The 24,432-nt window shown below is 69.4% G+C and carries 19 protein-coding genes and 9 tRNA genes; 17 read left to right on the top strand and 11 right to left on the bottom strand.

Annotation, left to right across the window (positions count from 1 at the left end):
• Positions 1-36: 36 nt before the first annotated feature.
• From ACEN9Q_RS15360 to ACEN9Q_RS15310, 11 genes are all read left to right on the top strand, one after another.
• Positions 37-112, top strand: a tRNA-Ala gene (locus ACEN9Q_RS15360).
• A gap of 27 nt (positions 113-139) precedes the next feature.
• Positions 140-215 (top strand) — tRNA-Glu (locus tag ACEN9Q_RS15355).
• 71 nt (positions 216-286) lie between these two features.
• Positions 287-362, top strand: a tRNA-Ala gene (locus ACEN9Q_RS15350).
• Positions 363-397: 35 nt separating this feature from the next.
• Positions 398-473: transfer RNA gene (locus ACEN9Q_RS15345), tRNA-Glu, on the top strand.
• A 134-nt stretch (positions 474-607) separates the two neighbouring features.
• Positions 608-683, top strand: a tRNA-Ala gene (locus ACEN9Q_RS15340).
• Between the two features lie 24 nt (positions 684-707).
• Positions 708-783, top strand: a tRNA-Glu gene (locus ACEN9Q_RS15335).
• Positions 784-843: 60 nt separating this feature from the next.
• Positions 844-919: transfer RNA gene (locus tag ACEN9Q_RS15330), tRNA-Glu, on the top strand.
• 33 nt (positions 920-952) lie between these two features.
• Positions 953-1,028 (top strand) — tRNA-Glu (locus ACEN9Q_RS15325).
• 71 nt (positions 1,029-1,099) lie between these two features.
• Positions 1,100-2,260 carry an elongation factor P maturation arginine rhamnosyltransferase EarP gene (gene earP, locus ACEN9Q_RS15320; RefSeq protein ID WP_495625182.1) on the top strand — a complete coding sequence of 387 codons (1,161 nt, stop codon included), beginning with the start codon at positions 1,100-1,102 and terminating at the stop codon, positions 2,258-2,260.
• A 67-nt stretch (positions 2,261-2,327) separates the two neighbouring features.
• Positions 2,328-2,903, top strand: coding sequence for an elongation factor P (locus ACEN9Q_RS15315; protein WP_056436208.1), 576 nt, complete (start codon positions 2,328-2,330; stop codon positions 2,901-2,903).
• 102 nt (positions 2,904-3,005) lie between these two features.
• Positions 3,006-4,589: an amidase gene (locus ACEN9Q_RS15310; protein ID WP_495625181.1), complete on the top strand. Its 1,584-nt coding sequence runs from the start codon at positions 3,006-3,008 to the stop codon at positions 4,587-4,589.
• Here ACEN9Q_RS15310 and ACEN9Q_RS15305 read toward each other — a convergent pair.
• The 10 genes from ACEN9Q_RS15305 to ACEN9Q_RS15260 all read right to left on the bottom strand — a co-directional run bounded on the left by ACEN9Q_RS15305 (position 4,573) and on the right by ACEN9Q_RS15260 (position 16,581).
• On the bottom strand, positions 4,573-5,997 hold the full coding sequence (locus ACEN9Q_RS15305; RefSeq protein ID WP_495625180.1) for an MFS transporter: 1,425 nt from the start codon (positions 5,995-5,997) through the stop codon (positions 4,573-4,575). The two genes, ACEN9Q_RS15310 and ACEN9Q_RS15305, sit on opposite strands and share 17 nt — an antisense overlap.
• Before the next feature lie 28 nt (positions 5,998-6,025).
• On the bottom strand, positions 6,026-6,550 hold the full coding sequence (locus tag ACEN9Q_RS15300) for a TssQ family T6SS-associated lipoprotein (RefSeq protein WP_056436199.1): 525 nt from the start codon (positions 6,548-6,550) through the stop codon (positions 6,026-6,028).
• Between the two features lie 14 nt (positions 6,551-6,564).
• Positions 6,565-7,794 (bottom strand): serine/threonine-protein kinase, encoded by a 1,230-nt coding sequence (locus ACEN9Q_RS15295; protein ID WP_495625179.1) that lies wholly within the window; start codon positions 7,792-7,794, stop codon positions 6,565-6,567.
• 124 nt (positions 7,795-7,918) lie between these two features.
• Entirely contained in the window at positions 7,919-9,331 is a 1,413-nt protein-coding gene (gene dbpA / locus ACEN9Q_RS15290; RefSeq protein WP_495625178.1) for an ATP-dependent RNA helicase DbpA, read from the bottom strand.
• A 62-nt stretch (positions 9,332-9,393) separates the two neighbouring features.
• Positions 9,394-9,669, bottom strand: coding sequence for a hypothetical protein (locus ACEN9Q_RS15285; protein WP_056436190.1), 276 nt, complete (start codon positions 9,667-9,669; stop codon positions 9,394-9,396).
• 63 nt (positions 9,670-9,732) lie between these two features.
• Positions 9,733-9,809 (bottom strand) — tRNA-Met (locus tag ACEN9Q_RS15280).
• A 184-nt stretch (positions 9,810-9,993) separates the two neighbouring features.
• On the bottom strand, positions 9,994-11,151 hold the full coding sequence (locus tag ACEN9Q_RS15275) for a methyltransferase (RefSeq protein ID WP_495625177.1): 1,158 nt from the start codon (positions 11,149-11,151) through the stop codon (positions 9,994-9,996).
• Positions 11,152-11,162: 11 nt separating this feature from the next.
• The gene (locus tag ACEN9Q_RS15270; protein ID WP_495625176.1) at positions 11,163-11,375 is read right to left on the bottom strand and encodes a hypothetical protein; all 213 of its coding nucleotides are present in this window, start codon (positions 11,373-11,375) and stop codon (positions 11,163-11,165) included.
• Between the two features lie 38 nt (positions 11,376-11,413).
• A complete protein-coding gene (locus ACEN9Q_RS15265) occupies positions 11,414-15,316 on the bottom strand; it encodes an AAA family ATPase (protein ID WP_495625175.1) in 3,903 nt (1,300 codons plus the stop codon).
• Positions 15,313-16,581, bottom strand: coding sequence for an exonuclease SbcCD subunit D C-terminal domain-containing protein (locus tag ACEN9Q_RS15260; protein ID WP_495625174.1), 1,269 nt, complete (start codon positions 16,579-16,581; stop codon positions 15,313-15,315). The genes ACEN9Q_RS15265 and ACEN9Q_RS15260 overlap by 4 nt, the downstream gene beginning before the upstream one ends.
• Before the next feature lie 135 nt (positions 16,582-16,716).
• Between ACEN9Q_RS15260 and ACEN9Q_RS15255 the strand changes: the two genes are divergently transcribed.
• From ACEN9Q_RS15255 to yiaA, 6 genes are all read left to right on the top strand, one after another.
• On the top strand, positions 16,717-17,961 hold the full coding sequence (locus ACEN9Q_RS15255) for a winged helix-turn-helix domain-containing protein (protein WP_495625173.1): 1,245 nt from the start codon (positions 16,717-16,719) through the stop codon (positions 17,959-17,961).
• A gap of 244 nt (positions 17,962-18,205) precedes the next feature.
• Positions 18,206-18,829: a hemerythrin domain-containing protein gene (locus ACEN9Q_RS15250; protein ID WP_495625172.1), complete on the top strand. Its 624-nt coding sequence runs from the start codon at positions 18,206-18,208 to the stop codon at positions 18,827-18,829.
• A 105-nt stretch (positions 18,830-18,934) separates the two neighbouring features.
• Positions 18,935-21,598 (top strand): DUF349 domain-containing protein, encoded by a 2,664-nt coding sequence (locus ACEN9Q_RS15245; RefSeq protein WP_495625171.1) that lies wholly within the window; start codon positions 18,935-18,937, stop codon positions 21,596-21,598.
• 20 nt (positions 21,599-21,618) lie between these two features.
• Positions 21,619-22,086: a molybdopterin synthase catalytic subunit MoaE gene (gene moaE, locus ACEN9Q_RS15240; RefSeq protein WP_495625170.1), complete on the top strand. Its 468-nt coding sequence runs from the start codon at positions 21,619-21,621 to the stop codon at positions 22,084-22,086.
• Entirely contained in the window at positions 22,071-22,454 is a 384-nt protein-coding gene (gene crcB / locus ACEN9Q_RS15235) for a fluoride efflux transporter CrcB (protein WP_229412571.1), read from the top strand. The genes moaE and crcB overlap by 16 nt, the downstream gene beginning before the upstream one ends.
• Positions 22,455-22,536: 82 nt before the next feature.
• On the top strand, positions 22,537-22,962 hold the full coding sequence (gene yiaA, locus ACEN9Q_RS15230; protein ID WP_056436168.1) for an inner membrane protein YiaA: 426 nt from the start codon (positions 22,537-22,539) through the stop codon (positions 22,960-22,962).
• A 22-nt stretch (positions 22,963-22,984) separates the two neighbouring features.
• On the opposite strand, the gene ACEN9Q_RS15225 is transcribed toward yiaA, so the two are convergent.
• Positions 22,985-24,310 (bottom strand): voltage-gated chloride channel family protein, encoded by a 1,326-nt coding sequence (locus tag ACEN9Q_RS15225; protein WP_495625169.1) that lies wholly within the window; start codon positions 24,308-24,310, stop codon positions 22,985-22,987.
• Between the last annotated feature and the right edge of the window lie 122 nt (positions 24,311-24,432).

Raw genomic sequence — 24,432 nt, 5'->3', positions numbered from 1 at the left:
AGTGCGTCCGCTATAATGCTCGCACTTCAGCACTGCGGGGGTATAGCTCAGCTGGGAGAGCGCTTGCATGGCATGCAAGAGGTCAGCGGTTCGATCCCGCTTACCTCCACCACGTTCTGAAGTAGATTGCGAAGTTCAGGTCCCCATCGTCTAGAGGCCTAGGACATCACCCTTTCACGGTGAGTACCGGGGTTCGAATCCCCGTGGGGACGCCAGATTCGCGATCGCGGCGTTGAAAAACGACGTAAGCAGTAGTTGTAGTGTGTTATAGTGCTGTTTTTCCGCCGGGGGTATAGCTCAGCTGGGAGAGCGCTTGCATGGCATGCAAGAGGTCAGCGGTTCGATCCCGCTTACCTCCACCAAGCAGGAAAAACAGAGTAACGCATTGCAGTCCAGGGTCCCCATCGTCTAGAGGCCTAGGACATCACCCTTTCACGGTGAGTACCGGGGTTCGAATCCCCGTGGGGACGCCAAGAATTTGGTTTTGAATTGCAAGGAAGCCGCCTTGAAGCGGCTTTTTTATTGAGTGCGGACACCAGCATCCGTATTCAGACGAGGTCAGAGCCCAACCGGGAAATCCGGTCTCTGACCCCGGAAGTAAAAATTGGGGGGTATAGCTCAGCTGGGAGAGCGCTTGCATGGCATGCAAGAGGTCAGCGGTTCGATCCCGCTTACCTCCACCACGTTTAGGTAGTAGCGAAGTTCGGGTCCCCATCGTCTAGAGGCCTAGGACATCACCCTTTCACGGTGAGTACCGGGGTTCGAATCCCCGTGGGGACGCCAGGTTTTGGTGTATTTTGGTGTATGATGCCGCGATCAGGCATAGCAGCAGGAAGTTCCGAGGTCCCCATCGTCTAGAGGCCTAGGACATCACCCTTTCACGGTGAGTACCGGGGTTCGAATCCCCGTGGGGACGCCAAGAATTCGGCAACACAGCAGCACACAGTTTTAGGTCCCCATCGTCTAGAGGCCTAGGACATCACCCTTTCACGGTGAGTACCGGGGTTCGAATCCCCGTGGGGACGCCAGTCAAAAGCCGGAGCAGACCAACGCGCATGCGCGGACAGGTGCTCCGGTTTTTCTTTTGGGTCCGCTAACCATGCATCTCGATCAACGCTCCACGACACTCGCCATCTTCTGCAAGGTGGTCGACAACTTCGGCGACATCGGCATCTGCTGGCGCCTCGCGCGGCAGCTGCATGGCGAACATGGCATCGCGGTGACCCTGTGGGTCGACGATCTCGCCAGCTTCCGGCGCATCTGGCCGTCCGTCGCCATCGATGCCGATACGCAGATCGTGGACGGCGTGCGCGTCGTCCACTGGCGCGGCCAGGACGATGCGTTCGCGCCGGCCGACGTGGCCGACATCGTGATCGAGTTCTTCGGCGTCGACATCCCGCCGGGCTATATCGCCGCGATGGCGCAGTGCGAGCCGCGTCCCGTGTGGATCAATTACGAAGGGCTCAGCGCCGAGGCGTGGGTCGAAGGTTGCCACACGCTGCCGTCGATGCACCCGCGCCTCAAGCTGACCAAGCATTTCTTCTTTCCCGGATTTACGCCGCAGACGGGCGGCCTGCTGCGCGAGCGCAACCTGCTCGCTGCGCGCGACCGGTTCCAGGCGGACCCGGCGGCGCGCGCCGGTTTCCTCGCGCGGCTCGGCGTCACGGCGGACGAGCAGGCGGCGCCGACGGTCAGCCTGTTCTGCTATCCGCAGGCGCCGCTGGCGGACCTGTTCGCGGTCTGGCGCGACGGCGGACGGCCGCTCACATGCCTCGTGCCGCAGGGCGTCGCGCGCGCGCAGGTGGGCGATTTCCTCGGTGCCGAACCGGTGCCGGGCGCACACGCCACGCGCGGCAGCCTGAGCGTCCGCGTGATCCCGTTCCTGTCGCAGGAAGACTACGATCGCCTGCTGTGGTCATGCGACCTGAACTTCGTCCGGGGCGAGGATTCCTGGGTGCGCGCGCAATGGGCGGGACGGCCATTTATTTGGCACATTTATCCGCAAGATGAAAACTTGCATCATGTTAAACTCCGCGCGTTCCTGCACAAGTACGCGACGAACCTGCCTGGCCTGATCGATTTTTCCCTGCGCTGGAATGGCGTGGAAGAGGATGTGCCGACCGATTGGCCGGCCCTGTGGACGTCCTTGCAAGCCGGATTGCCCGCAATTGCCGAACGCAATATCGAATGGCAAACGCTGATGTTGGCGAATGGCGACTTGGTGAGCAATCTGCTGGATTTCGCCCGGTCGCTGCGGTAGGCGACGGGCGAGGAACATGGTATCATGCTTGATTACTGCAACTCATTTTTAGGTTAAAACCCTCCCTATGAAACCCGCAAAAGAAATCCGTGTCGGCAACATCATCATGGTTGATGCCAAGCCTTTCATCGTGCTGCGCTCCGACGTCAATGGCTCGAGCCGCACGGGCTTCACGTACAAGTGGAAGATGAAGAATCTTCTCACCAACGCGCCGCTGGAAAACGTGTTCCGCGGCGACGACAAGTTCGACGTCGTCGTCCTGGACAAGAAGCCGGTGACCTACTCGTACTTCGCCGACCCGCTGTACGTCTTCATGGATGAAGAGTACAACCAGTACGAAATCGAAGAAGAAAACATGGGCGACGCCATCAACTACCTGAAAGACGGTATGGAATGCGAAGCCGTGTTCTACGACGGCAAGGCCATCTCGGTCGAACTGCCGATCACCATCGCACGCCAGATCATCTACACGGAACCGGCCGTCAAGGGCAATACCTCGGGCAACGTCCTGAAGGAAGCCAAGATCGAGAACGCCATCGAAGCCAAGCAGTTCACCATCCAGGTGCCGCTGTTCGTCAACCAGGACGACACGATCGAGATCGATACCCGTACCGCCGAATACAAGCGCGTCGTCCGCAACTAAGCCGACCCGCTCCCGAAAAAAACGCTGTCCGCCGGGCAGCGTTTTTTTTCGTCCGTGCGTCCGGCTCGGCTGTTATGCTGGGGCATTCTCGGGGGAGGTCACATGGATCGCAGGGATTTCGTTCGACTGGGACTGGCGGCCGGCGCCGCGGCCGGCATGCCGACCGCGGCCGGGGGCAAGGCCCTCGACGCCGTGCTCGACGCCGACGTGCGCGCGCAGCAGGCGTTGATGGAACGGGGCAAGCTGACGTCGAAGACGCTCGTGCAGCGCTACCTGGCACGCATCGCCGCCCTCGACAAGGCGGGGCCGCGCCTCAACGCCATCATCGAACTGAATCCCGACGCCCTGAACATCGCCGCCGACCTCGACGGCGAGCGCCGCGCGGGCAAGGTGCGTGGGCCGTTGCACGGCATCCCCGTCCTGCTCAAGGACAATATCGCGACGGGCGACAGGATGAGCACGAGCGCCGGCTCGCTCGCGCTGGACGGCGTGCGCGCCACGCGCGACGCGTTCGTCGCGGCACGCCTGCGCGCGGCCGGCGCCGTCATCCTCGGCAAGACCAATCTGTCCGAATGGGCGAACATGCGGTCGACGCATTCCGTCAGCGGCTGGAGCGGACGCGGCGGCCAGACGCGCAATCCGTATGCACTGGACCGCAACACGAGTGGTTCCAGTTCGGGCGCCGGCGCCGCGATGGCGGCCGGGCTCGCGACGCTCGCGATCGGCACCGAGACGGACGGCTCGATCGTGTCGCCGGCGTCGATCTGCGGCATCGTCGGCATCAAGCCCACGCTGGGACTCGTCAGCCGCAGCGGCATCATTCCCATCGCCCATTCCCAGGACACGGCCGGCCCGATGACGCGCACCGTCGCCGACGCCGCGCTGCTGCTCGCCGCCATCGCCGGCGCCGATCCGGACGATGCTGCGACGCAGACAGGCGAGGACAAGCCGGGCGATTATGCCGCGGCCCTGCGTACGGACGGTCTGCAGGGCAAGCGCCTGGGCGTGGCGCGTAATTTCTTCGGGAACCATCCGGCGGTCGATGCCGTCATTACCGCCGAGCTGGCCGTCCTGCAGGGCCAGGGCGCGACGCTCGTCGACGTGCAACTGCCGAACGCCGACAAGTACGGCGACACCGAACTGGAAGTGCTGCTGTCCGAATTCCGGCCCGACCTGGAGGCGTACCTGGCGCGCTACGCGGCGCATGCGCCGATCAGGACGATGACCGACCTGATCGCCTTCAATGACCGGCACGCCGCGCAGGAATTGCGCCACTTCGGCCAGGAACACTTGATCGCCGCCCAGGCCAGGCCGGGCCTCGACGCCAGGGCCTACCGCGACGCCCTCGCCAACAACCGCCGCTACAGCCGTGCCGAGGGCATCGACCGGATCCTGCGCGAGGAAAAGCTGGATGCGTTCGTCGCGCCGACCGGCGGCACGGCCTGGCTCACCGACTACATCAACGGCGACCACGACGGCCCCGGCTTTTCGTCGCCCGCGGCCGTGGCCGGCTATCCGCACGTGACGGTGCCGGCCGGCCAGGTGCACGGCCTGCCCGTCGGCTTGTCGTTCGTCGGCGGCGCCTGGAGCGAGGCGGCCTTGATCGCGATGGCCTATGCCTACGAGCAGGCCAGCCGGCGCCGCCGTCCGCCCACGTTTCCCGCCTCGGTCAATGTGAAGGCTTGACGCCGTCGCTCCTGACCCAGAGGAAGGCGCAGACGGACGAGGCCAGCGCGCTGGCCGCGCACACGACCATCGCCGCGTGGAACGGCGCCAGCAGCGCGCGGCCCTGCGCCGTCAGCACGACGCCCAGCAGCGCCGTCGCGATGAGCCCGCCGCCGCGCGCGACGGCGCTGTTGAAACCGGACGCGATGCCCGTGTGGCTGCCGTCGACGGACGACAGCACGGCCGTCGTCAGCGGCGCCGCCACGCACGCCATGCCGACGGCGATGACGAGGATCGCGGGCAGTACGGTCGCCGCATAATGGCCGGGACCGATGCGCGTGCCCAGCAGGAATCCGCCGGCGACGAGCAGCGCGCCGATCGACAGCGGCAGGCGCGACCCGTGGCTGCCGGCCACGCGGCCCATCAGCGGCGAGCCGATCGCCAGGACGATCGGGAACGGCAGCAGCGCCGCGCCCGCCTGCTTGGCCGTGTAGTGCAGGGCCTGGATCAGCACATAGGGCACGAGCAGCATCAGCGCGCCCAGCGCGCCGTACAGCAGGAACGTCATCAGGTTCAGGCCGGAGAAACCGTGCGACCCGAACAGTTTCAGCGGCAGCATGGCCTTGTCGCCGGCGCGCCGCTCGACCCACAGGAACGCGAGCAGGACGACGACGCCGGCCGCCACCGCCAGGCTGGACGTCGTCGTCACGCCCTTGTCGGCCGAGGCGGCGGCCAGTCCCCACGTCAGGCAGCCGAGGCCGGCGCTGGCCAGCAGGGCGCCGGCCGGATCGAGCGCGACCGGCTTGTCGCCGCGCGGCACGCGCACGTAGCGCCAGCCGAGCAGCATCGCCAGCGCCGCGATGGGCAGGTTGATGTAAAAGACGGCGCGCCAGCCGACCGTGTCGATCAGCCAGCCGCCGAGCAGCGGCCCGATGGCGCCCGCGGCGGCGCCGGCCGCGGCCCAGATCCCGATCGCGCGGCCGCGCGCCTTGCCTTCGAATGTGGCGCCGAGGATGGCGAGGCTGTTCGGCAGCAGCAGGGCGGCGCCGACGCCCTGCAGCACGCGCCCGCCGACGAGCAGCCACAGGCGTGGCGCCCACGCGCACAGCAGCGAGGCGAGCGCGAACGCCGCGATGCCGGCAAGCAGGATGCGGCGCCGGCCGTAGCGGTCGCCGGCGGCGCCGCCCAGCAGTAACAGGGAACTCAGCGGCAAGAGATAGCCGCTGACCACCCACGACAGGTTCGCGCCCGCACCGCCCAGGTCGTGGCCGATGGCGGACAGGCCCACGTTGACGACCGAGCCGTCGATGAACGCGAGGCTGCTGGCCAGGATCGACGTGGCCAGCACGAGGTTCGGATGCGCGGCATGGCCGCTGGCCGGGGTGCTGTCGGCCAGCGGGCGGTCGCAGTGGGCGGGCACGGTGCTCATGTGGCGCGCGGTCCGGGGCCGGGCGCGGTCAGCGCGGCGTGGCCGCCTGTTTGGCCTTGGTGAACACGGGCCCCCACAGCGGATGGCCGTGCTCGCCCGGCGCCAGGTCGAACGACGGATCGAGCCGCAACGCGCGGTCGAACGCCTGCCGGCACGGGCCCGGCCGCGACGTCACGCAATAGCTGAAGGCCATGTATTTCAGGGCCGTGAGGCGCGTGGCGAGCGGGCCGTTGTTGACGTCGCGCGCGGACAGGCGCCGGATCGCGCCGTTGTAATCGCCGTCGTTGTACAGGCGGATGCCTTCCTGCAAGCCGGCGCTTGGGGCCGGCGTCTCGTCGCGGTCGCGGTCGCGCGGCCTTTCCCTGGGACGCGACGGCGGTTCGCGCGGCGGCGGCGCCTCCCGTTCCACCGGCGCGACCGCCTTCGGATGGCTGGGCGTGCGCGCCGGTTTCCTGTCGAAGCCGGGAAAGTCGGCGCACCCGCCGAGCAGGGCGGCCGTGACGGCCAGCAGCACGGCGTGGACGAGGGGACGGGCGGGGCGCTGGATAGTCATGGGTCTCCGGGCGGTCATCGGGACTCGTCGTTGAAGTCGACGCCGATCAGGCCATCGCCGCTCGCCGTGTCGACCTCGAGCACGCGGTCGTGGAAATTCGGGTTCGTGACGCGGATCGCGTGGCGGCCGGGCGTCAGCACGAGGCGTTTGACGGGCGGGCTGACGCCGCGGTCGACGCCATCCACGTAGACGATGCCCCAAGGCTGGATTTGCAGCCTGTACAGATTGCCGTTCGGCGTCACGACGACACCCGGCAGGCGGCTCGCAGGCAGCGGGTGGTCTGGCGCGCCGGCAGCTGCCAGGGCGGCTGCCGGCGCCGCGGCGGCGCCGTCGGCGGTGGGGCCGGCCGCGTTCGCGTCGGGCGCCACCGATGCCTGGGGCGCCGGCGCGGGATAGTCCGCGCTGCTTTCCGTCGCGTTGCGTGCCGGATTGGGACCATTGTCTGCGGCGCGTGTCCCGTCGCCTTGCTGCGGCAGGGTCAGCACGATGTGGTCGAAGGAGCCCGTGTCGCGCATTTCGGCGAACATGGTGACGACGAGCGCGACGAGGACCGCGCCGCCGCCCGCCGCCACGGCCCAGCGTTGCCAGCGGCTCAGGCTGAATGCCCGGCGCGGCCGTTCGGCGCCCTGCATGAAGGCGGGCAGGCCGGCGCCGCCGGACGCCGCCGCACGCAGGGTGCCGGCGTCAGGCGCGACGGCATGTGGATCTGCGGGGCCCGGCTGCGGCGCGACGGCGTCCGGTGCCGCGTGCATGTGCGGTACCGCCGCGGCGCCCACGGCCGGCCCGAGCGGGACGATGCCGAGCAGGTCGCGCAATTCGCCGATGCTGCGCGGACGGCGCGCCGGGTCGGGATCCATGCAGCGGTCCACGGCCGTGACGAGGGAGTCGCTATAGCCCTCCGCCCGGCCTGCCAGCGGTCCGGCGGGCGCGAGCTCGTGCGTGATCGCGTAATGGACGATGCGCGCCAGCGCGTTCAGGTCGTCGCTCTCCTGCGCGTCCGGCGGGCCGACGTCGGTGGGGATGAGCAGGGGCTCGCCATTTTCGTGGAACACGATCGTGTCGGGCGTGATGGCGCGATGCGGCATGTGCATCGCGTACTGCAATTCGAGCGACTGCAGGATCTGGCGGAAGATCTTGCGGCACCAGACCTCGTTGACCTGCTCGGGACTGTATTCGACGATGTCCCTGACGGTGCGGCCTTCGAGGTGATGCTGCTCCGGTCCGATGGTAGTTAGGCTGGTCATTTTGCTAAGGCATGGGCTTGGCAAAATCATGCCAGATTTGGAGGTCCCATGCCCCGCGCTCTGCTCAACCGTGCGCGCCTGTTACAAATGTTACAAAGTGGCCGGCCGCGCAGGCGGCCCCGGCTCAGTCTTCGATGAAGCGCATCTTGAAGTTGCGGCCCTTGATGACGCCGAAATCCGGGCCCAGCGGATTGCCGTCGTTCAGCCGGTCGAATGCCTGGTGCGCGATGCGGCGGTCGAGCGCGACGTAGCTGACGAATTCGAAGATATTGATCTTGCCGACCTGTTCCTTCAGCAAGCCCGCATCGCCGGTCAGCGCGCCCAGCAGGTCGCCGGGCCGCAGCTTGTCCTTCTTGCCGCCCGACACGCACAGCGTCACCATCGGCGCCGGATCGACCACAGCGTCGGCATCGTCGCCGAGCTCGGCGAGGGCGTGCCACTCGGCCGTGAAGCCCTGCGCGTCCTCGATCAGCCGGACCCAGCGCTTTTCGTTCGGCGCGCACAGCGACAGCGCCAGGCCGGCCGCGCCCGCGCGTCCCGTCCTGCCGACACGGTGCACGTGCACTTCCGGGTCCTTGGAGACGTCCACGTTGATGACCGCCGCCAGCCCGGCGATATCGATGCCGCGCGCCGCGACGTCGGTGGCGACGAGCACCGCGCAACTGCGGTTGGCGAAGCGCACGAGCGTCTCGTCGCGCTCGCGCTGTTCCATTTCGCCGTACAGGGCGAGCGCGGAAAAGCCGCGCTCGCGCAGCGCGTCGGCCACCTCGCGGCAGCGCGCCTTCGTGTTGCAGAACGCGATCGCGGACTCGGGCCGGTGATGCCGCAGCAGCTGCGCCACGGCATCCACGCGCCCGTCGAAGCCGATCTCGTAGAAGCGTTGCTCGATGCGGGCCGGCGCGTGCGCGATGTCGACCGCCACGTCGAGCGGATCGCGCAGGAAGCGTGCGGTGGCGACGCGGATGTCGTCGGGATAGGTCGCGGAGAACAGCAAGGTCTGGCGATGCGCGGGGCAGGCGTGCACGATCGCGGCGATCTCGTCGTAGAACCCCATGTCGGTCATCCGGTCGGCTTCGTCCAGCACGAGGGTGCGCAGGCGCGCGAGGTCGAGCGTGCCGCGCTGCAGGTGATCGCGGATGCGCCCTGGCGTGCCGACGACGATGTGCGCGCCGAATTCCAGGCTGGCGATCTGCGGACGCATCGGGATGCCGCCCGTCAGCACGACGACCTTGACGTTGCCGATGCCGCGCGCCAGCCGGCGCAGCTCGTTCGCGACCTGGTCGGCCAGCTCGCGCGTCGGGCACATGACGAGGCCCTGCACTGCGAACAGGGTCGGATTCAGTTTCAGCAGCATGCCGATGCCGAACGCGGCCGTCTTGCCGCTGCCCGTCTTTGCCTGCGCGATCAGGTCGCGGCCTTCGAGGGCCAGCGGGAGCGTGGCCGCCTGCACGGGCGTCATCTGTTTATAGCCGAGCTGGTCCAGGTTGGCCAGGAAGGGGGCTGCCAGCAGCAGCGAGGAAAAGGCGGTGTCGGACATGTCGTCGGCCGCGCCCGAGCGCGGCGGTTGGTTTGCCGCGTCGGGCGGCGTTTGGTTGCCGCTCAGGCCGCCGGCTTCCAGACAGGCAAGCCGGTCAGGTCGAGATCGGGATCGTGTTTCCAGACCGGCAGACCGGTCGCATCCGTGTGCGCCAGGTCGACCAGCATCAGTTGTTCCTGCTTCGGCAACGTGCGCCGCGCGCGGGTGCGTTTGGGTGCCGGCGCAGGGTCGGCGGAAGGATCGAACGGCGCAGCGGCAGAGACAGCGGCGGTATCGTCGTGCGGCGCCGGCTCGAAGCCGGGCAGGTCGAAGGTCGCGTTGTCTTTCTTGTCTCTCATGCGCTGCACTGGCCCAGAAAACAAAAGCCCGGCTGCAAGAGTCGGGCTTGTTGTTACGGTATTTGGTTGCGGGGACAGGATTTGAACCTGTGACCTTCGGGTTATGAGCCCGACGAGCTGCCAGACTGCTCCACCCCGCGTCTGAGAACGCTATTCTAACCGGTTCGGCGCCGAAGCGCAAATCGGGTTGCACAGTTGCCCATTCGGCGCGTGCGTGCACGGCGTTCGGCCGCGCGCGTCATCCTGCGTTTGCGCATGGCGCTTCGGCCACGCCCGTCATCCGGCACCTGTGCACGCGGCGCTCCGGCCACGCCCCTACTGCATTCATGCCGCGCGCAGGCGCCACAGCGACGTCACCTCGGCCATGCGCGCCGCCGCCAGGGGATCGTCGGGATCGCTGGCCTTGGCATGCGTGGGACGGATGTCGTGGCGGCCGGTGACGTCCAGGCCCGCATCGCTTATCCACCCGAGCAATTGATCGCGCGAACGCAGGCCCAGGTGCTCGGCCAGGTCGGACAGGATGAGCCAGCCTTCGCCATTGGCGCGCAGATGCGCCTTCAGTCCGGCAAGGAAGCCCCTGAGCATGCGGCTGTCCGGATCGTAGACGGCGTATTCGATGGCGGAACTCGGCTTGCCCGGCAGCCAGGGCGGATTGCAGACGACGAGGTCGGCGCTGCCCTCCGGATACAGGTCGGCCCGCACGACTTCCACCTGCCCGGCGAGGCCGAGGCGCTCGACGTTGGCGCGGGCGCAGCCGAGTGCGCGCTCGTCCATGTCGGTGGCGAGCACGCCTTGCAGGCCGCGGTGCGCCAGCACGGCCGACAGCACGCCGGTGCCGGCGCCGATGTCGAACGCGAGCTTGGCGTCCGCCGGCAGCGGCGCCTGCGCGACGAGCTCGACGTATTCGCCGCGCACGGGCGAGAACACGCCGTACCAGGGGTGGATACGCTCGTCGAGGGCCGGGATGAGCACGCCCTTGCGGCGCCATTCGTGCGCGCCGATCACGCCCAGCAGTTCGCGCAGCGACGCCACGTACGGCTCGGCCGCCGGCCCATACGCTTCCGTGCACGCCTCGTGCACGTCGGGCGCCCGGCGCAGCGGAATCGCGTGGCCGGCATCGAACGGGATCAGGAGCATCGCCAGCGTGCGTGCGCGCTGCAGTTGCGCGAGGCGGTGGCGGTGGAATTGTTCGGTGAGCGACGTGGCGGCCTTGCCGGGCTTGGCGCGCCGGGCCCGCGGGCCTTTGTGGTCGACGCGGCGCACGAGCGCCTGCAGCAACTGGCGCGCGTTCTGGAAGTCGCCGCGCCACAGCAGCGCGGTGCCGTCCAGCGCGAGACGCCAGGCCGTGTCGGCATTCATCGTGTCGTCGGCGAGCACGACCTTGCGGGGCGCCGGCCAGCCGCTTTCCGAGCGCCAGTGCGCCGAGCGTTCCTCGCCGTGTTCGATCCAGTGGATGCGCGCCGCGCCGTCGTGAGTCGTCATCGCCGTTCCGATCAGTGGTGGTGATGCCAGTGGAGTTCGTTCGACTCGACGAAGGATTTCACCGCATCGGGGTTGCCGGTCGCGTGGCGCTTGATCTCGCCGCATTCGCAAATGCCCTGGTAGGGCTGGATGTGCGAGCAGGCGGACACTTTCTGCAGGGTGAGCTTGACCGGCTTGGCGCATTTGGCGCACTTGAAGGTCAGGAAGCGGGCGGGTTTGGACATGATGAGTAAGAACAACGGGTCAATGGAAGGCGCGCATTTTAGCATTGCACCGTCACGGCGCTGCTGCCGCCACCCGCCGGGCGCACGAGTACCTTGGTGGCGATCCGCTCCGTCATTTCCTGCACGTGCGAGATCACGCCGACCTTGCGGCCCAGCGATTGCAGCGCGTCCAGCGCATCCATCGCCACGCCCAGCGTGTCGCTGTCCAGGCTGCCGAACCCCTCGTCGATGAACAGGGACTCCACCTTCACGCGATTCGACGACAGCGACGCCAGGCCCAGCGCGAGCGCCAGCGAGACGAGGAACGATTCGCCGCCCGACAGCGAATTCACGGAGCGCACTTCGCCGCCCATGTCCTGGTCGCGCACCATCAGCGCGAGCGACGGACCGGCCATGTTGACGACGCGCTCCAGCCGGTAGCGCCGCGCCAGTTGCGCGAGGTGGGTGTTGGCATAGCCGAGCAGTACGTCGAGCGTGAATTGCTGGGCGTAGTTGCGGAATTTCCTGCCGTCGGCCGAGCCGATCAGCTCCGCCAGCTTCGCCCACCGGTCTTCGACGGCTCGCTGGCGTTCGATCTCGGCCATCATCGAGCGTGCCCGTTCGCGCCGCTGCTCGTCCTCGCGGATGCGCATGGACAGGCCGGCGGCCGACTCGTGCGCCGCGTCGCGTTCGGCCTGGGCACGGCGCAGCGCGGCCGCGACCGTGTCGACGTCGTGTGGCGGCGCCTCCCTGAGCGTCTGCCCGAGCGCCTGCGCCGGCGCGGACGCGTCGTGATCTCCCCCCGCGTCTGGTTCTGCATTGGCCGCGTGCATATCGGTGTTCGTATCCGCGTTCGCATCCGCATCCGCCGGCGCCACCACCTCGCGCAGGCTCTCGTGCTGCTCGCGCTGTGTGCGGCGTTCGGCCAGCACGGCCGTCGCCTGGCGCACGGCCGTGTCCAGTTCCTGCAGGACGGCGCGCTCCTGGGCAATCCAGCCGGCGCCGACCTGGAGCAGGGCGGCCAGTTGCTGTTCGTTGGATACGCTCTCCAGCGCCGGATCGCTGCCGTCGAATTCCTGGATCCACAGCGCCAGGCGCTCGCCGGCATCGGCCAGTTCGCCTTGCAGGTCGGTGATGCGCGCGGCGGCCTGGGTTTGCGCCGCGCGCACCCGCGCTTCCGCCTGGGCCGCCTGCAGGCTCGCCGCCTGGCATGCGTTCAATGCGTTGCGCGCGGCGCTCACCGCGGCGGCGTGCAACTGTTCGACGTCGCGCGCGGCACGGCCTTCGAACAGTTCTCCGCGCTCCGTGCGGCGCGCGGCCAGTTCCGCGTCAAGGCGGGCGAATTCGCCGTCCGCTTCCGCGAGGCGTTCGGCGGCGTGCTGCACGCGCGTTGCCAGCGCCGCGTGTTCGGCCTCGAGGGTGCCGATGGCGCCCTGCAGCCGGGCCTGGCGCGCGGCCTGGTCGTTCCACTCGCGGGCTTCCTGGGCGCGGGCCTCGCGCCAGCCGGCCGGATCGCGCTGCCAATGGTCTTGCCAGCCGTCGCCGCAAGCCTCGGCCAGGACCGGATCGAGTTCGGCCAGCAGCTCGGCCAGCGCGGCGGCGGCAGCTTCGCGCCGCGCGGCCAGCGCCCCGATCTCGGCATCCAGCCGGGCCAGCGTGCCCTGGGCCGTCTGGGCCGCGTCGAGCAGGCGCGCGTGTTCACGGTTGGCATGGTCCCAGGCCTGCTGCGCGGCATCGCGCGTCAGCACGGCGCGGCGCAGGTCGGCGTCGCGCGTTTCCAGGCTTTCGTAGGACGTGCGCAGCGCGGCCAGTTTGGCCGCCAGCCAGCGCCCGCGGGCGTCGAGGCCGTCGTCGTCCGGGGCTTCGGCCGCGAGCGGATTGTCGGCCCATTCGGCATCCAGCTGGGCGAGCGCGGCGCACAGCCCGTCGCGCTCGCGCGCCAGCGTCGCCAGCCGTTCGCCGGCTGCGTCGAACGCCGCGCGCTGGCCGGCCTGCCGGTCGACGTTGGCGCGCTGCTCGGCGCGGCGCCCGGCCAGCTCGGCGGACAGGTTGTCGAGGACGGCGTGCAGCCGGTCGTCCTGGTGGCGGTAAGGATGTTCGGTGCCACCGCACACGGGACAGGCGTCGCCGTCCACGAGCGTGGCGCGGAGTTTTTCGACGCCGTCGGCGCAGGCCAGCTGGGCCGCCTTGAGCATGCGTTCGGCCTGGGCCACGGCCGCGTCCAGCGCGATGCCGGCGCCGCGTGCCGCGTCGAGGCCCTCGTGCGCGCCCGTACGCGCCTGCGAGGCCTGGGCCGCCTGCGCATCGAGGTCGGCCAGGCGGCCGCGGTTGGTACGCAGCGCCTGCCACGTGTGGTCGAGCGAAGCGAGGTGTTCGCGCCGCTTGTCGAGCGTGCGGCGTTCCGCGCGCAGGGCGTCGGCGTCGATGCCGTCCAGGGCCTCGGTCGCATGGCGGCGCGCGGCCTCGCGCACGTTGAGCAGTTCTATCGACGCGGCCAGTGCGTGCGCGGTGCGCTGGGCCATGGCCGCGGCCTGCTCGGCGCCGGCCCTGGCGTCATCCAGTGCCCGGGCGCTGGCGCCGTCCTGGCGCGCGGCCTGCTCGGCCTGGGCCAGGCGCTGGTCCCAGCGCGTCCATTGCGTGGCCTGCGACGCGCGACTGCCGTGCGCGGCGAGCCAGGCGCCCGTGTCGTGCAGGGCGCGCCGGCTTGCCTCCAGTTCGGCCGCCTTGGCCTGCAGGGCGGCCTGGGCCCGGGTCGATTCCGTGCGCATGCCGTCCAGCGCCGCGCGGGCCTTGGCGTGGGCCGGCGCCAGCGTGTCCAGCGTGGCGTCGAGGGCTTTCGCGCGGTCCAGTTGCGGGGCGGCGGCGCGCTGCGCATCCTCGGCCGCTTCCAGCTTGCGCTCCGCGTCCATCAGGCCGCGCGCGGCCTGCTGCTGGGCGTCGAGGGCGCGTGCCAGGTCGTGTTCGCTGGCGGCCAGTTGCGCCTGCACCTGGCGCTGTTCGCCGGCGAGGCGGTTCAGGTCGGCCACGAGGGCGCGCGCCGGCTGCACGGCGTCCAGCGTGGCCAGGCGGCGCCGGCGCTCGGAGGCCGCATCGACCGCGGCGCGGGCGTGCGCGAGCGCGCCGTCCGCCTGGGCTTCGGCAGTACGCAGGCGGTCCAGCTCCTGGTGCCAGCGCAGTTGCCGCTCGAGACCGGCCCGGCGCGTTTCGGCAGCCGCCAGCGTGGCTTGCGCGGCGGCGTGCCCGGCGTCGAGTTCGGCCCGTGCGTCCGGGCTCAGCGGTGCATGGTCCTGCAGGCGCGCGGTGAGGCGGCGCATGGCTTCCTGCTCCAGCCGCCAGCGCTCGTAGGCGCGGCGCGAGATGTCGCTGTAGACGGCGCTGCCCGTCAGCGTCTCGAGCAGTTCGCCGCGTTCGTTGTCGTCGGTGCGCAGGAACGCGGAAAACTCGTTCTGCGCCAGCAGCACGGAGCGGGTGAACTGTTCGAACGACAGGCCGATGCGGCGCTCGACCTCGGCCAGCACCTCGGTCTTGGTGCCGCCCAGCGGCTGCAGGCCGGGCAGTTGCTGCAGGCTCATCGTGGACGGCTGCAGGGCGCCGGCGGCGCGGTTGCGCGAGCGCCGCACGCTCCAGCGCGCGCGGTAGCGCTGCTCGTCGTTGCCGACGAAATCGACCTCGGCGAAGGCGTCCGCCGTGCCGCGCCGCATCAGGGTGCGGCGGTCGGCCACGGACAGCGTTTCGTCGCCGACGTCGGGCAGGTAATTGCCCACGCGCGGCCCCTTGATGAGGCGCGGGGTCGCGTCGTACAGGGCCAGGCACAAGGCGTCCAGCAGGGTGCTCTTGCCGGCGCCGGTCGGGCCGCTGATGGCGAACAGGCCGGCGGTCGCCAGCGGTTCGCTCTCGAAGTCCACCTCGAACTCGCCCGCCAGCGAGGCCAGGTTCTTGCCGCCGATGCGCAGGATCTTCATGCTGCCTCCCGGTTCCTGGCGGTGCCGTCCGCCGGCAGCAGCAGCTCGGTGAACGCGGCCAACTGATCGTCCGGGGCATCGTCGCCGAAGCGCTGCTGCCACAGGCGGCGGAAGATATCGTCCGGCTGCAGCTGCGCGAGCTGGTCCAGGCTCAGTGCCGGCTCCACGCCGGCCGTCGTCGCGACGCGGCGCGTCGGTTCGATCTTCGCCAGGCGCACCGGCTTGCCTTCCAGCGCGGCCTCGACCTGGGCACGCAGGCCCGGCTCGGGCGCGTCGAGCAGCACGCGCACTTCCAGATATGGCCAGGCCTCGCGCGGCAGGTCCGGCAGGTCGAGGGCGACCAGTTCCGCGATCGCCTGCTTGACGGGCGCCGGGCTGGCCGGCACGCGCAGCAGCTCGACGGCGCGCGGCACGTGCAGGGGCGCGATGGCGGCGGCGCGCGTGCCGTCGAGGTCGATGCGCAGCACCTGGTGCTTGTAGCCGACTTCGGCGAACGACAGGGGGAGCGGACTGCCGCAATAGCGCAGGTGATCCTGCTGTCCGACGCGCTGGGCCAGGTGCAGGTGGCCCAGCGCCGCGTAGGCGATGTCCGGGCCGAACATGGATGCGGGCAGGGCCTCGGTGCCGCCGATGACGATGCGCCGCTCGGAGTCGGGCGACGCGTCGCCGCCGACCATGTGGCAATGGCCCATCGCCAGGATCGCCTGCCCCTCGCCGGCGCGCGCGCGCGCCAGTTCGCAGGCCTGCTGGTAGAGCAGCCGGATGCCGGCCAGGTAGGCGTCGAACGCGTCGTCCGTTGCCGGCGCAGCGACGCGGGGCACGTCGCCGGGACGCAGAAACGGGATCGCCACGCACCAGGCCCGCACCTGGCCGTCCGCGCCGGTCAGCGGCACGATGAAACGTTCGAGGTCGATGCTGCCTTCGGCGTCGCGCGTGACGTGGCCGACGACGCGCGTACCGTGCGCTTCCAGCAGCGGCCCGGGCGCTTCAAGCCGGCCCGGCGAATCGTGGTTGCCGGCGATGACGACGATGTCCAGCCGGGGCGAGCGCGCCCGCGCCTGCTGCAGGAAGCGGTACAGCTGGCGCTGCGACGCGGCGGACGGGTTCGCGTTGTCGAACACGTCGCCGGCGATCAGGAGGACGTCCGCTTCCTCGGCGACGATCGTGTCGAGCAGCCAGTCGAGGAAGCACTGGTGCTCGTAGGTCCGGTCGAAATTGTGCAGGGTCTGGCCGAGGTGCCAGTCTGATGTGTGCAGCAGCCGCATGATCGTTAGGAAATCCGCAACAGGGTTGAGCCAGGGCGCCAACTATAGCGCAGACGGCGGGATACTGTAAAAAAAACCAGTACTTTTTCTCGGCGACCCGTACAAATGTTGATGGGATGTCACTAGAATGTGCGGATGAGCGAACCAATTTTGACTCCCGCTGTCGCCCGATCCCTGCACCTGGCGGCCCAGGGCATGTTGCAGGCGAAGCGCGCCCGTGCCACGAAGGACGACGTGCTGGCCGCGATCCGGCGCATGGGCGTGTTGCAGATCGACACCATCAGCGTCGTCGCGCGCAGTCCCTATCTGGTGCTGTGGAGCCGCCTGGGCGACTACGATCCCTACTGGCTCGACCAGTTGCTGGCCGAGGGCCGGCTGTTCGAGTACTGGGCGCACGAGGCGTGCTTCATTCCGATCGAGGATTATGGCCTGTACCGGCACCGGATGGTCGATCCCGGCTCGCTCGGGTGGAAGTACGCGGGGACGTGGCTGGCGTCGCACCGGGACGAGGTCGAGCGCGTGCTGGCCCACATCCGCGCGAGCGGTCCGGCGCGCTCGGCCGACTTCGAGCGCACCGACGGCAAGGCCGGCGGCTGGTGGGAATGGAAGCCGGAAAAGCGCGCGCTGGAAGTCCTGTTCACGACGGGCCGGCTGATGATCGCCCGCCGCCAGCAGTTTCATCGCGTGTACGACCTGGCCGAGCGCGTGCTGCCGGGGTGGATTGATGCCCGCATGCCGCCGGTCGAGGCGACGCGGCGCGAGTTCGTGCTGCGGGCCGTGCGCGCCCTGGGCGTCGCGAAGGCGGCCTGGATCCCGGACTACCACCGGACGAAGCCGCCGCACCTCGATCCGCAGGCGCTGGCCGACGAAGGCCTGCTGCTGCGCGCCCGCGTCGAGGGGTGGAAGGAGCCCGTGTACGTCCACCCGGACCACGCCGGATTGCTCGAACAGGCGGCGCACGGCGCCGTGCAGGCGACGCTCACCAGCGTCTTGTCGCCGTTCGATCCCATCGTCTGGGACCGCCGCCGGGCGCTCGACCTGTTCGGCTTCGACTACCGGCTGGAGTGCTATACGCCGGCCGCAAAGCGGCGCTACGGCTATTTCACGTTGCCGCTGCTGCGGCGCGGGGCGCTCGTCGGCCGCGTCGACGCCAAGGCGCATCGCAAGGCCGGCGTGTTCGAGCTGAAATCGCTCGTGCTGGAGCCCGGCGTGCGCGTCAGCGAGCGCTTCGTGCGCGACCTGGCCGCCGCGTTGGGCCGGTGCGCGCGCTGGCATGGCTGCCCGCAGGTCGTGCTCACGCAGGCGGAACCGGCCGAGGTTGCCGCGCCGCTGGCCGCCGCGCTGGACCCGACGCTCGCGGCCCCGCTGGCCGCAGCCTAGCGGCGCTGTCGGCATGCAAAATGGGCAGAGCTCCATTTGTCATAGATCAAACAGGTGCCCGTCCGGCCTCCTTACACTAGACCTTCCTTCAGGCCGATGACAACGATAGGGCACGCCGATGCCCAAGAGCACCACAGGCCTGTCAACAACGCTCCCACGGACTCTGCATCGCGCCGCGCTTGCCAGGCGGACGGACGGTTTTTGATGGGGCGGAACTCACTCGTGAGAAAAAGGTGGAGACCGAATGCTGACATCGACTTATACCCTCGTCGCCCTGTCCGTCGAACAGACGACCGTGCGCGCGGCCCTGCAGTCGCTGCTCGACGAACTGAGCGCGCTGCCGGGTGACTTCAGCACGCTGGCCGCCGGCCGGGCGGCGCAGCTGTGCGCCACCCTGCGCCAGGCCTATGACAACTGTCATTGGCGCAAGCTCGACAAATTCCTCGTGCCGGCCCTGCGCCGCAGCACGGCGGCAGCCGACGGCTTGCTGGCGGAGCTCGAACGGCTCAGCGGCCAGGCGGCCGCCGCGATGGGCGCGGCCGAAGCCTGTGTCGGCGCGGCTGACCATCCGGTGCCGCGCGACGTGTTCTGCGACGCCGTCGAGTGCTGCGTCGCGGCGCTGCGCAGCCGGCTGGAGCGCGAGGAACACGAGCTGTTCCCGCTGGCGCGGGCGGCGGTCGGCGGCGACGCCTGGTTTGCGGTCGCCAACCAGATGCTGGCCCACGATGCGTATGCGCAGGAACACCGCGGCGACCCGCGCCGCCCGCGCCGCGAGCTGGTCGGGCATGCCGGCCAGGCGGCCCACGGGCGCGATCCGCTGCAGCCCGAATTCGGCCGCCGGCACGAGATACTGACCGCCGCTCACTGAGATCGAGAGGCGATGGCGAACATGTTGCTCGCACGCCCAGGGCTGGCGTTACGGGGCCATCAGGGTTCTTTGCTATGATGGCGATTTTGGAAGTGCGATTTCATCATGTTCGAGTTCCTATTCAAGCGGCCGGGCGACAAGCCCGGCGACAAGCCGGCCGGGCAGGGAGCACAAGCGGGGGCGCAAGCGGAACCGTCCGCATCCGCCTCCACGCAGGCGTCCAATCATCAACGAACGGCCCAGGCTGAAAAGCTGAGCCGCCTCGGCGATGACGAAGCCGCCGCGGTGGAATTCATCCTCCAATGCGAATTTTCCGAACTGCGGCTTTCCGCCGCCGAGTTCGTCCATAGCCCGGCGCAGCTCGAGCGTGTCCATACCGCGATGCGCAATACCGATCGCCGCGTCGCCAAGCTGATGCAGTCGCGCCTCGATGCGCACCGTCACCGCGAGGCCGAGCACCGGCGCGCCCAGGGCGCCGTCGAGCACGCCGAGTCGCTCCTCAAGGATACCTTGCTGACGCCGAACCACGTGGCCGACCTGGACCGCAAATGGTCCGTGATTTCCGCGCCCGAGCTCGATGCCGCCTTCCAGGCCGCGCGCGCCGCGCTGGCCCGGCGCCTGGAAGCGCAGGTGGCCCTGCAGCGCGCCATGATCGACCGCGTGGCCGCGTTGCGCCAGCTGGGCGCGGCCGGACTGTCCGCGGCCGAACTGGCCCGGCGCCTCGACGCGCTGGCGCAGGAACAGGACGCCGCCATGCGCTCGCCCGAGCATCCGTCGCTGCCGCGCACCCTCGTGGCCGAGGTCACGACCGAGATGCAGAAGCTGCGGGCCGGCTTGCAGGTGCAGGAAGCGGGGCAGGCCGCGCTGGCGGCACGCGGCGCGTTCCTCGACGCCCAGCAGGCCAGGCCGGTAGCCGAACTGAACGCGGAGGCGTTGCGGCGCGAATGGAAGGCCCTCCCGCCGCCGCCCCAGGTGGACGAGGCCGCCGAGCTGCAGCGTCGCTTCGACGCCTTGCTGGCCACGCTGCCGCAGCCCGAGCCGCGCAAGCCGAAGGAAGCGCGCGCGCCAGCGCCGGAAGGCGGTCACGCCGGCGGCAAGGCGATCGGCAAGGAAGGCAACAAGGACAATAAAGACAACAAGGACAACAAGGACAACAAGCCGCGCGGCGCCGACCAGCACTTCATCGATACGATGGATGCGATGGAAGCGGCCTTGCAGCAGGGTTCGCTGGGCGCCGCCGCCGACCATGACAAGACGTTGAAGGACGCGCGCGAAAAGGGCATGCGCCTGAGTCCGGCCCAGTCCGACCGCCTGACCCATCTGCGTGCCGAGCTCAAGCGCCTGTCCGACTGGGCGCGCTGGGGCGGCAACGTGTCGCGTGAAGAACTCATCAAGACGGTCGAATCCCTGTCCACGCAAAACCTGGCGATGAGCGAGCTGGCCAAGAAGGTCGGCAGCATGCGCGACCGCTGGAAGGCGCTCGACAGCCTGTCCGGCGCCGCGCCCAAGAGCTTGTGGGAGCGTTTCGACGCCGCCTGCACGGCCGCCTATGCGCCGGCCGCGGCCCACTTCCGCCACCTGGCCGACGAGCGTCATGCGAACGCGGCGCGCGGCCAGGCGCTCGTCGACGAAGCGCAGGCCGAGATCGCGCGCCTGCGCGACGGCAGCGCCGAATGGAAGCACGTGGCCGGCACCGTCCAGCGGCTGCGCCTCGCGTGGAGCCACCTGGGCGCCATCGACCGCAAGGAAAAGAAACGCCTGGATGCCCAGTTCACGGATGCGCTGAACGTGCTGCAGGGACCGCTCGAAGAGCAGCGCAAGGCGGAAATGGCCGAGCGCGAAGCCATCATCGAGGAAGCGGCCGCCATCGATCCGCACGACCGCCATGCGATCGACGCGATGCGCGCGCTGCAGCAGCGCTGGCAGGAGCATGCGCGCGCGCTGCCGCTCGAGCGCAAGAGCGAGCAGGCGCTGTGGCAGCGTTTCCGCGCCGTGTGCGACGACGTGTTCCAGCGCCGCAAGGAGACGATGCACGAAGCGGACATCGAGCGCCGCGCCCACGAGGCCGCCAAGGAAGCGATCAGCGCGCGGCTGGAAGCGGCCGCCGCCGACACCACCCCGGCCGCGGCCGCGAAGCTGCTGCGCGAGGCGCAGGCGGAGTGGCAGGCGATCGGCCCGGTGCCGCGCGCCCACGAGGCCCGTGTCGAAAAACGCTTTCACGCGGCCGTGGCGCACGTTCAGCAGCATGTCGACCAGGCCCGCCGCGCCGCCGGCGTCGCCCAGGCGGGAATGTTGCGCGACAAGCTGCGCCTCGTGCAGGAGGTCGAGAATGCCGTCGCGTCGGCCGCCGCCTTCGACACCGACTGGGAGGCCCGCTGGACCGCGTTGCCGGCGCTCGACGCCGAGATGGAACGCGTGCTCCGGACCCGTTTCGACGCCGCCCTGGCCGCGCTGCTCGGTAGTCCGGAAGCAAAGGCCGCCTATGCGCGCGAGCTGGAAGACAACCGCGCCACGCTGTTGCATGACCTGCTGCGCCTGGAGATCGGCGCCGGCATCGACAGCGGTCCGGAATTCGCGCGCGAGCGCCTGAAATTGCAGGTCGAGGTGCTGCAATCCTCGCTCAAGGCCGGACACGGCGCGGGCCGCGGCGCCCAGGGCGGCGCGGGGACCCGCCTGCGCGACCTGTACGCGCTGCCGGCCCTCGTCGACGCGCGCACGGCGTCGCGCATCGAGCAGCTGGCGCTGCGCCTGGCCAAGGAGGGCAAGTGAACGCGCAAATGAGCGGGCAAATGCGGGACGCCACCGAGATCCGCGTCGAGAGCGCCGACTTCGACGTGAGTACCGAGCTCGCGCGCCTGCGCGCCGGCGACGCGCGCGTGGGAGCCGTCGTCAGCTTCGTCGGCACGGTGCGCGACATGAACGACGGCGACAGCGTGGCCGAGCTCGAGCTGGAGCATTATCCCGGCATGACGGAACGGGCCCTGCACGACATCGTCGAGCAGGCGCGCGGCCGCTGGCCGCTGTACGGCGTCGTCGTCGTCCACCGCATCGGCCCGATGCGGCCGCTGGACCAGATCGTCCTCGTCGCCTGCACGGCCGCGCACCGTGGCGAAGCGTTCGCGGCCTGCGAATTCATCATGGATTACCTCAAGACGGACGCGCCGTTCTGGAAGAAGGAGCAGACGCCGAACGGCGCGCGCTGGGTCGATGCGCGCGTGACGGACGATACGGCCCGGGCCAAGTGGGCCAGCCGCTGAGCTGGATCGCGGTCGCCGTCGGGGCGGCCCTCGGCGCCTGGCTGCGCTGGGGCCTCACCATCCTGCTCGGGCAACTGCACGCCCACATCCAGCTGGGGACGCTCGTCGCCAACCTCGTCGGCGGCTACCTGATCGGGCTGGCGCTCGGGTTCTTCGATACGCTGCCCGCATTGTCCCCGGCGTGGCGCCTGTTCGTCATCACGGGCTTCCTCGGCGGCCTGACGACGTTTTCCAGCTTTTCCGGCGAAGCGATGGTGTTGCTGCAACGGGGCCATTACAGCTGGGCATTGACGCATTCGGCACTGCACCTGCTGGGGTCGATCGGGTTCTGCATAGCGGGATATGCTACCTGGCGTGCCATCGCCTGATACCTCGTGCGTGTTGGCTTGCGCGCAAGGTGCTGGCGTTGCAATCTGGCAAAGTCCTATTTTCATTTAAAAGGAGAACGCCATGAACCAGCATCCGTCCGCACGTCCGAGCCCCGCCTTCGTCGGCGCATCCTGGTGCGCCATGATCGTCGGCATCCTCGCTTATCTTGCCGGTCTGTGGAATGCACAGATGCAGCTCAACGAAAAAGGGTATTACCTGACCATCCTGCTGTACGGCTGCTTTGCCGCCGTGTCGCTGCAAAAGACCTTGCGCGACCGCGCCGAGAGCCTGCCGGTGACGGGTATGTACGTCGGGCTGTGCTGGGTCTCGCTGATCGCGGCTGTGGGGTTGCTGACGGTCGGCCTGTGGAATGCCACGCTGATGCCGAGCGAGAAAGGGTTTTATGCGATGTCGTTCGTGCTGACCCTGTTCGCCATCGTCGCCGTGCAGAAGAACGTGCGCGATCTCGCCGCGGCGGGCGAGGCCCCGCTGGCGCAGCAGGCCTGACCGGGTCGAGCGTGATGCGCGGTCAGGACGTGCCCGGCGGCTGACGGTGCGCGGCCAGGTCGGCGAGGCGCGTGTCCGCCGGCGGCGGCGCCGCCCGCCACCGATGCTTTGCCTGGCCGATGCGCTGGGCCCGGTAAATGCCCGTGTGGCCGGAAAACAGATAGGCCAGCACGCACCCGACGGCCGCATACACGCCCACGTCCGCGCCGAACAGCTCGATCGCCATCAGGGTCGACGCGATCGGCGTGTTGGCCGCGCCGGCGAACACGGCCACGAAGCCGACGCCGGCCAGCAGCGCGATCGGCAGGTGCAGCAGCGGCGCCAGTGCATTGCCGAGCGTGGCGCCGATGTAGAACAGCGGCGTCACTTCGCCGCCCTTGAAGCCGCTGCCCAGCGACGCGACCGTGAAGACCATCTTGCCCGCGAAATCCCAGGGGGCCAGCGGTTGCGTGAACGCGGCCTGGATGGTCGGGATGCCGAGGCCGATGTAGCGGTCCGCGCCCAGCGTCAACGCACAGGCCGCGACGACGATGCCGCCCAGCAGCGCACGTAGCGGGCCATACGATATGCGCCGCTTCATCCAGCCCGACAATGCGTGGGTGCAATCCGCGAACAGCTTGCCCGCAAGCCCGAACAGGGCGCCCGCGCTGGCGACGGCCGCCAGCGGCCAGGCCGCGAGCACCGGCACGGTGGCAATCGCGTAATGCGTGTGGTGGATGCCCAGCGGCTGGCTCCACAGCAGGCAGACCTGGTCGCCGGCGACGGCGGCCACGAGGCAGGCGAGCAGGGCGTCGTAGCGCAGCCGTCCGATGGCCAGCACTTCCAGGCCGAAGATGGCGCCCGCCAGCGGCGTGCCGAACACGGAGGCGAAGCCGGCGCTGATGCCGGCCATCAGGACGATGCGCCGGTCCTCGTGTTTCAGCCTGAACACATGCGTGAGCTGGTCCGCCAGCGCGCCGCCCATCTGCACGGCCGTGCCCTCGCGCCCCACGGAGGCGCCGAACAGATGCGAGACGACGGTGCCGCCCAGTACGAGCGGCGCCATGCGCAGCGGAATCACTTTTTTCGGATCATGGATCTCGTCGATCAGCAGGTTGTTGCCGGCCTCGACGGCGCTGCCGAAGCGCAGGTACAGCCAGGCGACGCCGAACCCGGCCAGCGGCAGCAGGGCGATCAGCCAGCGGTGGGCGATGCGCGTGCCGGTCGCCCAGTCGAGCGCGAACAGGAAGAAGGCGGACGCGGAGCCGGACAGCAGCCCGACGGCAAGGGCGAGCAGCAGCCACTTCGCCATGTATGGCAGCAGGCGCAGCGGTTCGTCGACATGTCTGGATAAGAAGGAGGGGGGCATGTCGAACATTTTATCGCAGCAACATTAAACGACCCGTGGCCGCGTGTTCACATCTTGAAAAGTCGCTATGGCATCCCTAACTGGGTGTCAATCCGAAATCCAACCCGAACACACAGGGGTAC

The sequence above is a fragment of the Massilia sp. Masssp93 genome (assembly GCF_059491295.1).
The sequence above is the reverse complement of the archived record's forward strand: the minus strand, read 5'-3'. Positions and strand labels throughout refer to the sequence as shown.

What these genes read in the sequence shown, in the direction of transcription:
- ACEN9Q_RS15225 (WP_495625169.1), bottom strand. Translation starts at nt 24,310, where the DNA reads ATGCCCCCCTCCTTCTTATCCAGACATGTCGACGAACCGCTGCGCCTG.
- ACEN9Q_RS15255 (WP_495625173.1), top strand. Translation starts at nt 16,717, where the DNA reads ATGAGCGAACCAATTTTGACTCCCGCTGTCGCCCGATCCCTGCACCTG.
- ACEN9Q_RS15315 (WP_056436208.1), top strand. Translation starts at nt 2,328, where the DNA reads ATGAAACCCGCAAAAGAAATCCGTGTCGGCAACATCATCATGGTTGAT.
- ACEN9Q_RS15305 (WP_495625180.1), bottom strand. Translation starts at nt 5,997, where the DNA reads ATGAGCACCGTGCCCGCCCACTGCGACCGCCCGCTGGCCGACAGCACC.
- ACEN9Q_RS15270 (WP_495625176.1), bottom strand. Translation starts at nt 11,375, where the DNA reads ATGTCCAAACCCGCCCGCTTCCTGACCTTCAAGTGCGCCAAATGCGCC.
- ACEN9Q_RS15245 (WP_495625171.1), top strand. Translation starts at nt 18,935, where the DNA reads ATGTTCGAGTTCCTATTCAAGCGGCCGGGCGACAAGCCCGGCGACAAG.
- ACEN9Q_RS15260 (WP_495625174.1), bottom strand. Translation starts at nt 16,581, where the DNA reads ATGCGGCTGCTGCACACATCAGACTGGCACCTCGGCCAGACCCTGCAC.
- ACEN9Q_RS15275 (WP_495625177.1), bottom strand. Translation starts at nt 11,151, where the DNA reads ATGACGACTCACGACGGCGCGGCGCGCATCCACTGGATCGAACACGGC.
- ACEN9Q_RS15285 (WP_056436190.1), bottom strand. Translation starts at nt 9,669, where the DNA reads ATGAGAGACAAGAAAGACAACGCGACCTTCGACCTGCCCGGCTTCGAG.
- ACEN9Q_RS15310 (WP_495625181.1), top strand. Translation starts at nt 3,006, where the DNA reads ATGGATCGCAGGGATTTCGTTCGACTGGGACTGGCGGCCGGCGCCGCG.
- ACEN9Q_RS15250 (WP_495625172.1), top strand. Translation starts at nt 18,206, where the DNA reads ATGCTGACATCGACTTATACCCTCGTCGCCCTGTCCGTCGAACAGACG.
- moaE (WP_495625170.1), top strand. Translation starts at nt 21,619, where the DNA reads ATGCGGGACGCCACCGAGATCCGCGTCGAGAGCGCCGACTTCGACGTG.
- ACEN9Q_RS15265 (WP_495625175.1), bottom strand. Translation starts at nt 15,316, where the DNA reads ATGAAGATCCTGCGCATCGGCGGCAAGAACCTGGCCTCGCTGGCGGGC.
- yiaA (WP_056436168.1), top strand. Translation starts at nt 22,537, where the DNA reads ATGAACCAGCATCCGTCCGCACGTCCGAGCCCCGCCTTCGTCGGCGCA.
- ACEN9Q_RS15295 (WP_495625179.1), bottom strand. Translation starts at nt 7,794, where the DNA reads ATGACCAGCCTAACTACCATCGGACCGGAGCAGCATCACCTCGAAGGC.
- ACEN9Q_RS15300 (WP_056436199.1), bottom strand. Translation starts at nt 6,550, where the DNA reads ATGACTATCCAGCGCCCCGCCCGTCCCCTCGTCCACGCCGTGCTGCTG.
- dbpA (WP_495625178.1), bottom strand. Translation starts at nt 9,331, where the DNA reads ATGTCCGACACCGCCTTTTCCTCGCTGCTGCTGGCAGCCCCCTTCCTG.
- earP (WP_495625182.1), top strand. Translation starts at nt 1,100, where the DNA reads ATGCATCTCGATCAACGCTCCACGACACTCGCCATCTTCTGCAAGGTG.